Here is a 12,002-nt window from a genome sequence, read left to right on the forward strand (position 1 = left end):
TCGGAAGTAATCCGCGTCATTCTATGGCGGTACTAGCAACCCGTCTCGATGCACGACTGCATGACGGATCGGGGCTAGTGCCGGATTTTCTGGACGGCCTCCTAGGTTTAGTAACGCGCACCACACCATTATGGTGGGCTCTAGCTCGCCGGCTCCGTCGCGAGGCGAAACCGGGGGATGTCGTTTTCTGTACTGGCGAGGACGTCGGTGTCCCTGTGGCGGCGTTGTGCGGAGCCATGCATGATGTTCGCATTGCTATGATGGTACATTATGTTGACAGGCCGAAGGGGCGGCTCGCGTTCTGGCTATTTGGATTAAAGAAGAAAGTTTGGCTCTTCTTTGCCGTATCGAAGCCTCAGGCGCGCTTCCTTACCCAATTTGTTGACAACTGCAATGGACGGGTACGTTTTATACGTGATCAAACGGACACCAACTTCTTTTACCCTGGTCCAATCTCATTAGGTAAGTTGCGGCCGATCATCGCGAGCGTCGGTTTGGAGCAGCGAGATTACTCGACTCTAGCGGCTGCAACCGCGGAGCTCGATGTTGACGTCCGCATCAGCGGCTTTTCAGCAGACACCCGACTATTGTCGCGCGCTTTTCCGCGAATAATTCCGACCAATATGGATCGGCGCTTCTACCCATGGCCGGAACTAGTTCAGCTTTACCGCGACGCCGATGTTATAGTAGTTAGTTTATTTCAAAACAACTATGCAGCTGGTATCCAAGCGTTTATGGAGGCGCTCGCGTGCGGACGGCCGATTGTGGTCACTAGGTCCCAGGGGTTGGAGGGCTACTTGGAAGAGACGGATGCAATGAGAGTTGTCCCGCCTAGCGACCCAGTTGCAATGCGCGACGCAATTGTAGACCTTCTTGCGAAGCCTAAAGAAAGCACTGAGATGGGCGAACGGGCGGCAGAGCTTGCCAGGGAGCGTCATCGCTTAGAGCGGTACGTGGACAATATAGTGGGTGCGCTTCGGGATATGCGTGAGCTATGATTAGGATCAAGAATTTTTCTTAGGATGGCTGTTCAAGTAAATGGTGGCATATCGATAAGATTTTCAATTACGCAGTTTGATGTCGAATTCCTTTGCCTGTCACCTGTTCCTGAAATGGGGTTGACCTGACCGGTATTTCGGACCGAGCCAATTAGAAGGCTACCGCTTGACAGCGGCCTTGGGTAGTAGCCGGAACGCAAAGTCTGGGAAGGTAACGGCCCCAGGCGGCAAATAGTCCAATTATAAATGCGGCCGAACGCGTTTGTCCGTGTTTTGATCGATCCCGATCCCGATCCCGATCTGTACCTTTTCGAGCGTATAGAAAGATTTTTGTTTCATGCATTCGTCTTTGAACTTGTCGCTAAAGCTCCCGCATAGCGATTTTTTTAATCGATGATGTGCGTGTCAACGGATTGTGGGTTCCCCCGTGGATCTCATGCTTTTCATCGAGGTCGACCTAAGATCGCCTCAGGATAATATGCTGAAGGGCACCGAGACCAATCTCACTTACGCGGCCGTGGCATCTGGGGATGCTGGGCACAGGAACGGCTTCGTCCTCGCCTGACCCCTGTCCCCACGGGGACACCATTCCGCGTCGTGCGCGGATCTCGATCGCGGTCGGCTCAGATCGTGGTGAGCCGGCCCTGCGGTTGGAACGCGCTCCTATCACGCCACATCCGATGCAACACGGTTGCAAGGCGACGGGTGAGAGCGACGCGCGCTTTCTGCAGCCCACGGCGCTTGGCGACAGCCAGGGCCCAGTTGCGCAGGGCCGAGGGCTTCGTCGCGTGCACCAGCACGCTGGTGGCCTCCTTGTACAGCGCGTGGCGCATTAGCGCGTCGCCGGTCTTGGTGATCGTGCCCGAGCGATCCGTCTCACCTGATTGATAGCGGCGCGGCGTCAGGCCGAAGTGGGCGCCGACGTCGCGGGGATGAGCGAAGCGCTCGGCCTAATCGACCGTCGCCTGGAAGGCCAGTGCGGTGATCGGGCCGGCACCGAGTACGGTTATTATCCGGCGGCAGACCTTTTCCTCGCGTACAGCCTGTAGAGCCATGCGATGCAGGGCTCTGCGCGGGCTCAGCAGCATGGCCTGTACGAGCAAGACGGGCTCTACCACGCGCAGCAAGCTGGGTCGGTCTACGAGCAAATCGCGTACGCGTCCGGCGAACCCAGCGCGTCCCACGCGTCCCATCACCTAGACGGCACTCCGCTTCGGCGAGGGCTACGCGGCGCGAGTCAGCCAATTTCTGGCGACCTGAACGAGATAGATCGCCAGCGCGGCCCGGCTTGGCGATCAACAATGTCTGCGCGCGGTGGAAGCGAGATGGCCTGACGGTTGAACTGGCACCTTGTGATCCTGGCACAAAATACGGCGTTCTATGCTGTATCTTTTGTAAGGACTAGGGTGTGCGGAACTCCATCCTGGCCGGGGCACGTCCCGGAGACCGAATACGTGGGCGCAGAGCAGTCAGTTCATCTCGCAAAAATCACTTGCAGGCGGGGCGGGCCATACGTTTCTTAAGGTTAGGTCGAAAGCGTTGAGGAAGCGCCACAGCGTCATTAGTCCCACCGTCTGGCCATGCTCCACGTTCAAGGGAGTGCGCATCTCCTCTAGAGTAATGTCGCTGCGCGGTCCTTCGGTTCGTTTTGTCCGTCGATCAAGCCGCGCAGAATCTCCTCGCGCGGATCGAGCTTCGAGGTACGCGTGCAACCGTGCCGGCATGCCGCCACCATCCCATTCCTCTTGACGGCAGCCATCCAGCGAATGGCCGTTGCAATCCGGCATTGATCCGAGACATCTTCGCCGCAACAGTGGCGCCCGAAAGGGTTTGCGCCGTCACGCCGCCGGTAAACATCTGCTCACTGGCCCAGGTAGGGACGATGTAGATGTCGGGCGTTGACGTACACGCCGGCCATGTGAAGGTACCAAATGGTGCGGTCAGGCTCGTGCTGGACGTCGCGGTGTAGCGCTCGACGCGTTTCAGGGTACCAATAGAGCCTACTGGTCCCTGAAGTCCTTGGGGTCCAACCGGACCCTGAGTGCCAGCACTACCGCTTGGGCTAGCAGCACCAGCTGAGCCGGAAGCACCAGCGGGACCTGCAGCCCGCGTAGCGCCACTATTTCCTGCAGGACCGACAGGACCGGCACTGCCAGGATCACCAGGACGACCAACCGCTCCCGCATCGCCCTTTGCTCCCGTCAGTACCCGAAGACCTACGCTTTCAGCAGCGCCAGTATTTCCCTCTGGACCAACTATGCCCAGCAAGGCCAGAGGCAATCGCCCTTGCCACTGGGCGGGCCCTCCTTGGCGTCCCCATGCCCGTCCCATGCCGCGTCTGGTACTGGTGCGGGGAACACCCGCTGGAGGAGATCGAGCGGCGCGTGGCGGTGATCCTCATCCACTACGGCATCAATCCCGCCGAACTAGAGCGTTTTCGGTTTGCGCTGAGTCGATGCGGCGGGTTTCACAGGCGGTGGGCTTATTCACTGATCGCTCTGGGTGAGGAGCGACCGATGGGACGGCCCTACAGTCAAGATCTGCGCGAGCGGGTGGTGGAAGCCGCGGCAACAACCTCGCGCCGGCAGCAGCAGCGCGGTTTGGGGTCGGTGTCGCCACCTCGATCCGCTGGATGGCCGCGCTGACGACGACCGGGACGGTGGCGGCCCGTTCGCAAGGACGCGCGCGCCGCTCGGAGCTCGATCCGCACGAGGCATTCCTGCGCGGCCTGCTCGACGTAAAGGACGACATCACCCTGGAGGAGATGCGGCTCCGGCTTCGGGACGAGCACGCTCAGACGGTCGGGCTCGGCATCCTTTGGACGTTCCTCGACGCGCGCGATCTCACGTACGAAAAAAGACAGCCCACGCCATGGAGCAAGACCGCCCGGATGTGAAGGCCGCCCGCGAGGTGTGGTTCGAAGGTCAGCTGGATCTCGACCCTGCCCGCCTCGCGTTCCTCGATGAAACCTGGACCTCGACCAACATGGCGCGCACCCGCGGGCGTTCACCGCGCGGAGAGTGGCTGCGCTCGCTCGTGCCGCATGGCCATTGGAAGACCACGACCTTCGTGGCGGGCCTACGCCTGTCCGGGATCGCCGCGCCGTTCGTGCTGGATGGGCCGATCAATCGGGACGCCTCCCAGGCCTACGTCGATCGCGTCTTGGCGCCCGAGCTCGTTCCCGGCGACATCGTCGTCATGGACAACCTCGGCAGCCACAAGGCGCCTGCCGTGCGAGCCGCCATCGAGGCCGCGGGCGCACAGCTGTTGTTCCTCCCGCCCAATAGCTCCGAACCGAAGGACCGCGCAGCGATTTCAACCCTATCGAGATGGCCTTCTGGAAGCTGAAGGCGCTGCTGCGCAAAGCCGAGGAACGGACCGTCGGGGGACTGTGGTCGGCCATCGGGCGCCTCGTCAACGCCGTCACACCCGACGAGTGCGCCAACTTCTTCGCCGCAGCAGGATACGAGCCGGACTACTCTAAAACGCTCTAGGTGTTTGATCCCGCGGTGTGGTGATACGGTTGCGCATCATGCTGCGAGGGAAGCGCTATGGACCAAGTTCTCCATGGAAGCGCCACCACGACGGAGGCAGTCCGTCGCGCGATCCAGCTACGTGAAGTGAGCGTAAGGGCGCTGGCCCGGCGCTACAGCGTCAGTCCGACGACGGTGCAGAAGTGGCGCAAACGGGCGACGACGGCGGATGCCCGGATGGGACCCAAGGAGCCGCGCTCCACCGTGCTCACGGTCGAGGAGGAGGCAATCATCGTCGCTTTCCGACGGCACACGCTGCTCCCGCTCGACGATTGCCTCTATGGCCTGCAACCGACGATCCCGCACCTGACCGGGTCCTCGCTGCATCGCTGTCTGGAACGGCACGGCACGGCATCAGCCGACTGCCCGAGATCGACGGCGGCAAACCCAAAAAGCAGCGCTTTGCGAGTTACGCCATCGGCTACGTCCATATCGACATCGCCGAGGTCAGCACCGCTGAGGGCAAGCTCAGGCTGTTCGTGGCCATCGACCGAACCAGCAAATTCGTCTTCGTGCGGCTGGTCGAGAGCGCCGGCAAGATGGAGGCTGCTCAGTTCCTCCGCAACTTCATCGAAGCGGTGCCTTACCGCATCCACACTGTGCTCACGGACAACGGCATTCAGTTCACATCACGCCAGCGGGATATCTACGACAGTCAGCACATCTTCGATCGTGTCTGCGACGAGCATGGCATCGAGCACCGTCTGACCAAGGTGAACCACCCTTGGACCACCGGGCAAGTCGAGCGAATGAACCGTACGATCAAGGACGCGACGGTCAAACGCTACCACTACGACAGCCATGCTCAGCTGAGAACGCATCTGCATCTGTTCGTCGATGCCTACAATCATGCCCGCAGGCTCAAGACCTTGCGCGGTCTGACACCCACCGAGTTCATCCTCAACGCCTGGACGAAAGAGCCCAATCGCTTCAAGATTGACCCGTCACACCTCATCCCGGGACCATACACTCAAGGCAACACAGGGCTTTCAACTGCGCGTAGATCTTCCGTTACATCTTTATCCACTACGACATGCTAGCTCCTAACTGCGTTCAGCTGGAACGCTGGACGCCGTAAATGCTTTTTGCTACTTATCGAGATCTCACCCCGGAGTTGACCATGAGTACGTCGGATGCGAAATGGTAACGGTACCCGCGGGTGCCTGACGGTGCGAACGGGCTCGTTAAACTTAGCATTTTGGCGCTGCAACGCGTTCAAGGATGTACTTCCAGCCCTCGCATACGTCTGACATACCGCCTGGAAGCTTGTCAGCAGGACAATCAGGATTAGTACTTCAACCTGACAGTTAGCGCTTGACCAATTGGATTTCTCATATGATCACGACACGTTCAAGCCGCGACGCATGAAGTGTAATTATATCAAGGATGACGCCGAGATGCAACGATAAAAATGGGGTCGGACAGCAGGTCATCTGGCAACCCGTTTCGACGCTATTCCACGATATTTTCCCGCACCTCAGAGTGATACGGCTAGACGACCTAAGCGGAACGTTTTCGTTTGGAATTCGAGTGGTATAGAAAATGCACGCCATGCATTTCGAGAAGAATGTCGATAGAGATGTGAACTTAGTATATAATCACAAACCAAATTTAGAAAGATTGTTGGTGAAATCCTATGAGCCACACGGAACGTCTAAGCGTGAGTTATGTCCTATTCATATCGCCCGGCGGCCGAACGCAGGGCGGGGGGGTGGGTTCTATGACCCGCCAGATGGAAGCGGGGCTAACAAATATTGGCATAAAGTCTGTTGTGCTTGACCCAAGAGGTGAGGGTAGCTTTTTTAAGAGTTTTTATAATTTTCCAATTGCGATGGCGCGTTTTCTATCATTTTTATTTAAGAATAATAACTGTGTAGTGCATGTTCAAATATCTGAGAGAGTTAGTTTTTTGAGAGAAGGGATTTTCGTTGTTTTAGCAAACTATTTAAATAAGCGCGTCATAATACATCATCACGGCGCAGAATTTAATTTGTTTATAAATAAATCGGGCAAGATTTGGCGGGCAATTGTTCGTATAGTTACTTCTAAGGCTGACAAGAATATTGTTCTAGGGCAGCCTTGGTACGACACCCTAACAGAAAAACTCTCCATACGCTCTGACAGAATTGCAATTGTCAGAAACGCCATAAGCGGGATTCAAGACGTGGAAAGACCCCAAGCGCTCAACGACAGTCCCCGAAAGATAACAACAATATTGTTGCTAGCTAATCTGTCGCCAAGAAAGGGGGTAGGAGAGGCTCTGCGTGCCATGCAGCAATTAGTCAAAGATGGCAAGGATATACAACTTACGTTGGCGGGGGGAGGCATGATATCATATTATACTCAAATGGCAGCATCTCTGCAAATATCTGAGAAATGCAAGTTTTTGGGGTGGGTAGGACGAGATGATGTTGCTGACTTGCTACAGAAGTCAGATATCCTGTTGATGCCCTCCTACAATGAAGGATTTCCAGTTTCCATTCTGGAGGCTTTTTGGGCCGGCGTACCCGTAATCGCAACTCCAGTGGGAGCTATCCCGGAATCGGTAAGTGACAATGTTGAATGCATTCTTGTTCCTGTCGGAGATGTCAATGCGATTGCAGATTCTATCACAAGGTTGATAGAAGATCCCGTTCTTTGTAAGGAACTTGCCAAAAACGCAAGACTAAAAGTCAGAAATGAGCTTAATTTTGATGTGATGTTCTCAAAGCTATTAAAAATATGGGGCGACCACGAGGATGAAGCGATAGCTCGGAAAATTTGATTTCAGTCTTTGGATGCTCCGTTTTGTATTCACAGACACTATCAATGCATGGCTGCAGCCATGTTTTGATTAACATCTGCCTGTGGTGAGCATGCATGAATTACATCAGCGCGTTAAGCAGCATATTGGTGCCAGTTATTTGACAGCTAAGTATATAGCCCCGAAATGTTGCGTAACGGATCAAGCCTGGAGTGTTCGGGCTCTTTCATCCAGTCTGAGTTACGTGCTGGTAGGGCGTAAGATCCCTCAGGGTCTTCAGCCGACAGGCGCATTTGTTGGCATCGGCCAATAGCCTGACGTGAGCTCGGAGCTGTTCACTGGTCTCGTAGTGGTAACGCTTGACCGTCGCGTATGCAATGGTGAGGTCCATTCACTCAACTTGGCCATTATTCGGCAGGATGGCCTCAGTGTCCTTCTGTTCCGCTGATCGTGTGATCCCCGCTATGGTGAGCCCATCCGGGATGTAGGAACCGCGAGCATGTGAGTGCGAGCAGGCCGACCTTTAGATTTTGAACTCATAACGGTGTTTGGATCAGGAGCGGGATTACTGAGCTTTCCTTTTTGGAAAGCGATAGCGATGGCTCGGTTTGGTCTGACGGATGCGGAATGGGCGGAGATCGAGTCGGTCCTGCCAACCGATACACGAGGTATCAAGCCGGTGGACGACCGGCGCGTGCTCAACGGCGTTTTCTGCTGTCTGCGGACGGGCGAGCCCTGGGCGGATATCCCGGCGCGATATGGACCTAAAACGAACAGCGGCAATCGTTTTCGGCGGTGGCGCAATGCTGGAGTGTGGGATCGCCTTCTCAACGCTGTGTCAAAGGCTTACAACGGCGAAGTTAAGATGATCGACGCTACTAACGTGCGGGTGCGACAGCATGACGCCACCGCTAAAAAGAGGCGGCCGATCCCGTGGCATGGGTCGCCTCATCCTCGTCTTAGGCGCTTTTGCTAATCTGCTGGCATCGCGTGAGCGATGCCCGGTCCTGGATGGCCATCCAGGACCGGGCGGCCGTCCGTCGGATCGGCCTCATCGGATCCCGTTCGGGGATCAGGCTCAGCAGGATCGCGGACGGCCCCCTTCATCAGATCTGGATGGTTGCCTGAACAGCCAAGGTTCGTAGACGAGGCAGGATCGACGAGGAGGACAGACGATGCCACGATCATTGCCGGGATAGACACCCGCAAAGCCAAGCTCGACGTCGCCCTTCGCCCCGGCGGCGAGACCGTGCAGGTCGATAATACGCGCGCTGGCCATCGCGATCTCCTGGCCTTCCTGACGCAACACCGGGTCTCAACGGTCGGGATCGAGGCGTCGGGCGGCTACGAGCGGACGGTCTTGGCCGCTCTGTGTGCGGCGGGCTTGCATGTGGTCCCGCTCCAGCCCCGGCAGGTCCGGGCGTTCGCCCAGTACAAGCTGCGACGCGCCAAGAACGACCGGCTCGATGCCGGCCTGATCGCCGAGTGTGTCGCAGGTCTCACAGCCCGTCGGGCGGGGTTCGACCCCCAGCTCGACCTGTCGGGCGAAGCCCTGCGCCGGATCGAGCAGATCGAAGCCGACATCGTGCGGGCCAAGACGCGACGGGAGAGCTTCCACGATGTGCGGCTCCGCAAGGCGCAGACCCGTGAGATCGAGCGGCTGCAGCGCCTCCTCAAGGCCGAGATGAAGCGGCTCGTAGCCGAGGTCGATGCCGCGCCCGCACTGGCCGCTTGACGACCCTTGATCGAGAGCGGCCAGGGCATCGGCCAGCGCACCGCCCTGACCCTGCTGATCGACATGCCGGAGCTGGGGCAGCTCTCACGCGAGCAAGCCGCCTGCTTGGCAGGCCTCGCGCCGTTCGATCACGACTCGGGCACGCACAAGGGCCTGCGCCGCATCGGTGGTGGACGCGCCGGCGTGCGGCGTGCCCTCTACGCGGCAGCGCTGCCGGCCAGCTTCCGCTGGATCGTGGCACTGTGCGAACTCTACCAGGGTCTGGTCGCCGCCGGGAAGCCGCACAAAAAGGCGCTGACCGCCTGCGCCAGGAAGCTGCTCACCTATGCCAACGCCGTCCTCCAGCGCGGGACACCGTGGACTACGACAAAGCCACTTCTTAACGGTTGCTGAGCCTGTCGAAGGACGCCTGGCGGCCTGACCAGCAAGGCTTGCAAGTTCGCCGACGGGCAGGGTCACGCCATCGCCTGTCCGGCTGGCATCGGGGCAGGCTCATGAACTGTCTCAAGCCGTTACTCTGCTTGACCAGCTTCCGGCGTGCGCAAGTGAGTCGTTGGTGACCGTGGCTACACCAGCCACGCTTTCCGAGAGCAGATCTGGACCATCAGGGCGCGGCCTGCGGTCCCAACTCAGCACCAGAAGGCACCCGCGGCCTGTCCGGACTGGATCTACAACAACCGCCACCACGTCGAGCGTCTATGGGCACGCCTGAAAGAATGGCGTGCCATCGCCACTCGCTATGAGAAGACCGCCGTCAGTTTCATGGGCGTCCTCTGCCTCGCCGCAGCCATCGACTGGCTCAAGTCATGACACGCCCTAGGTGTTTGATCCCGCGGTGTGGTGATACGGTTGCGCATCATGCTGCGAGGGAAGCGCTATGGACCAAGTTCTCCATGGAAGCGCCACCACGACGGAGGCAGTCCGTCGCGCGATCCAGCTACGTGAAGTGAGCGTAAGGGCGCTGGCCCGGCGCTACAGCGTCAGTCCGACGACGGTGCAGAAGTGGCGCAAACGGGCGACGACGGCGGATGCCCGGATGGGACCCAAGGAGCCGCGCTCCACCGTGCTCACGGTCGAGGAGGAGGCAATCATCGTCGCTTTCCGACGGCACACGCTGCTCCCGCTCGACGATTGCCTCTATGGCCTGCAACCGACGATCCCGCACCTGACCGGGTCCTCGCTGCATCGCTGTCTGGAACGGCACGGCACGGCATCAGCCGACTGCCCGAGATCGACGGCGGCAAACCCAAAAAGCAGCGCTTTGCGAGTTACGCCATCGGCTACGTCCATATCGACATCGCCGAGGTCAGCACCGCTGAGGGCAAGCTCAGGCTGTTCGTGGCCATCGACCGAACCAGCAAATTCGTCTTCGTGCGGCTGGTCGAGAGCGCCGGCAAGATGGAGGCTGCTCAGTTCCTCCGCAACTTCATCGAAGCGGTGCCTTACCGCATCCACACTGTGCTCACGGACAACGGCATTCAGTTCACATCACGCCAGCGGGATATCTACGACAGTCAGCACATCTTCGATCGTGTCTGCGACGAGCATGGCATCGAGCACCGTCTGACCAAGGTGAACCACCCTTGGACCACCGGGCAAGTCGAGCGAATGAACCGTACGATCAAGGACGCGACGGTCAAACGCTACCACTACGACAGCCATGCTCAGCTGAGAACGCATCTGCATCTGTTCGTCGATGCCTACAATCATGCCCGCAGGCTCAAGACGCTGCGCGGCCTGACACCCACCGAGTTCATCCTCAATGCCTGGACGAAAGAGCCCGAGCGCTTCAGGATCAATCCGTCACACCTCATCCCGGGACCGTACACCTAGTGCACTGACGCGGTCGGAGGATTCAGGCGGGGCGTGATGCATGCGAGTCTGGGCGATGGCTCAGACCGTCTGTGTGCTCCTCGACGACGTCACGAAGTCGGCGCTGTCCGCGATCGCCGGAGATCGATCCCGCCCCCTCAAGCACATCCTGCGGGCGTGCATCGTCCTGCTGTCGTCCGAACGGTTGAGCGTGCAGGACGTGGCGCGGCAGGCTGGCGTCAGCCGACCCGCCGTTTGGCGCTGGCAGCAGCGCTTCGCCGAGGAGGGCGTCGAGGGCCTGCTGCACGATAAGACCCGCCCACCCGGCACCCCGCCGCATTCCATACGCACAGTGGCGAAGGTGCTGGCGCTGACCTGTTCGGAACCGCCGGACGAAGTCACTCACTGGACCGGGCGCGCCGTCGCTGCGCGGACCGGCATCTCACTCCGCTCCGTGCAGCGGATCTGGCAAGAGCACCGCCTGCAGCCGCATCGGGTGCGTACCTTCAAGCGCTCGCACGACCCGGCCTTCGCCGAGAAGGTGGAGGATGTGGTCGGTCTCTACATGGATCCGCCCGCCCACGCCGTCGTGCTGTCCATCGACGAAAAGTCCCAGATCCAGGCTCTGGAGCGAACCCGTCCCGATCGGCTCATCGGTCCCGGACATCCTGCCGCTCAGACGCATGACTACACCCGCCACGGTACGACGACCTTGTTTGCCGCCCTCGACGTCTTGGAAGGCACGGTGCTCGGCCGCTGCATGCAGCGCCATCGCCACGGTGAGTTCATCCGCTTTCTCATTGCCGTCGAGGTTGCGGTCCCTGCGGGCAAGGTGATCCATGTCGTGCTCGACAACTACGGCAGCCACAAGCACCCGAAAGTTCGCGCCTGGCTCACCCGCCACCCGCGATGGACCTTCCACTTCACACCAACCTCAGCGTCCTGGCTCAATGCCGTCGAGGGCTTCTTCTCCACGCTCACGCGCCGCCGCCTTCAGCGGGGCACCTTCACCGGCATCGTCGACCTGCAGGCGGCCATCAAACGCTATATCGCCGAGCACAACCGCAGCGCCCATCCCTTCGTCTGGACAAAGCCCGCCGCCGCCATCTTCGATGCCATCAACCGAGCCCCTGAACCATCCGTCTGAGTCAGTGCACTAGTGGTCACCGACTATCTTGCAG

At 59.1% G+C, this 12,002-nt stretch carries 6 protein-coding genes and 7 pseudogenes; 10 read left to right on the forward strand and 3 right to left on the reverse strand.

Features of this window, described 5'->3' with window-relative positions; translation table 11 throughout:
- Window positions 1–77: 77 nt before the first annotated feature.
- On the forward strand, window positions 78–998 hold the full coding sequence (locus ACYQOP_RS13025) for a glycosyltransferase family 4 protein (RefSeq protein WP_461222635.1): 921 nt from the start codon (window positions 78–80) through the stop codon (window positions 996–998).
- Window positions 999–1,621: 623 nt separating this feature from the next.
- Here ACYQOP_RS13025 and ACYQOP_RS13030 read toward each other — a convergent pair.
- From ACYQOP_RS13030 to ACYQOP_RS13040, 3 genes and pseudogenes are all read right to left on the reverse strand, one after another.
- The gene (locus ACYQOP_RS13030; protein ID WP_461222636.1) at window positions 1,622–1,831 is read right to left on the reverse strand and encodes a hypothetical protein; all 210 of its coding nucleotides are present in this window, start codon (window positions 1,829–1,831) and stop codon (window positions 1,622–1,624) included.
- Window positions 1,832–1,834: 3 nt separating this feature from the next.
- Window positions 1,835–1,903, reverse strand: a pseudogene (locus ACYQOP_RS13035) (hypothetical protein); the annotation flags it as partial.
- Between the two features lie 612 nt (window positions 1,904–2,515).
- Window positions 2,516–2,778, reverse strand: a pseudogene (locus ACYQOP_RS13040) (IS630 family transposase); the annotation flags it as partial.
- Window positions 2,779–3,514: 736 nt separating this feature from the next.
- On the opposite strand from ACYQOP_RS13040, the pseudogene ACYQOP_RS13045 reads away from it, so the two are divergent.
- The 9 genes and pseudogenes from ACYQOP_RS13045 (at window position 3,515) to ACYQOP_RS13085 (ending at window position 11,968) form a co-directional block, all read left to right on the forward strand.
- Window positions 3,515–4,492 (forward strand): annotated as a pseudogene (locus tag ACYQOP_RS13045) (IS630 family transposase).
- A gap of 57 nt (window positions 4,493–4,549) precedes the next feature.
- Window positions 4,550–5,571 (forward strand): annotated as a pseudogene (locus ACYQOP_RS13050) (IS481 family transposase).
- 680 nt (window positions 5,572–6,251) lie between these two features.
- Window positions 6,252–7,295, forward strand: coding sequence for a glycosyltransferase family 4 protein (locus tag ACYQOP_RS13055; RefSeq protein ID WP_461222637.1), 1,044 nt, complete (start codon window positions 6,252–6,254; stop codon window positions 7,293–7,295).
- Between the two features lie 577 nt (window positions 7,296–7,872).
- Window positions 7,873–8,281: pseudogene (locus ACYQOP_RS13060) on the forward strand (transposase); the annotation flags it as partial.
- Window positions 8,282–8,394: 113 nt separating this feature from the next.
- A complete protein-coding gene (locus tag ACYQOP_RS13065; protein ID WP_461222638.1) occupies window positions 8,395–9,009 on the forward strand; it encodes an IS110 family transposase in 615 nt (204 codons plus the stop codon).
- Between the two features lie 6 nt (window positions 9,010–9,015).
- Complete coding sequence (locus ACYQOP_RS13070; protein WP_461222639.1) at window positions 9,016–9,402, forward strand: transposase; 387 nt, start codon at window positions 9,016–9,018, stop codon at window positions 9,400–9,402.
- Window positions 9,403–9,819: pseudogene (locus tag ACYQOP_RS13075) on the forward strand (IS5 family transposase); the annotation flags it as partial.
- A 67-nt stretch (window positions 9,820–9,886) separates the two neighbouring features.
- Window positions 9,887–10,842, forward strand: a pseudogene (locus ACYQOP_RS13080) (IS481 family transposase).
- A 55-nt stretch (window positions 10,843–10,897) separates the two neighbouring features.
- Window positions 10,898–11,968: an IS630 family transposase gene (locus tag ACYQOP_RS13085; RefSeq protein WP_461222640.1), complete on the forward strand. Its 1,071-nt coding sequence runs from the start codon at window positions 10,898–10,900 to the stop codon at window positions 11,966–11,968.
- The last annotated feature ends 34 nt before the right edge of the window (window positions 11,969–12,002 follow it).

It is taken from the genome of Methylobacterium sp. CM6247 (assembly GCF_054817925.1).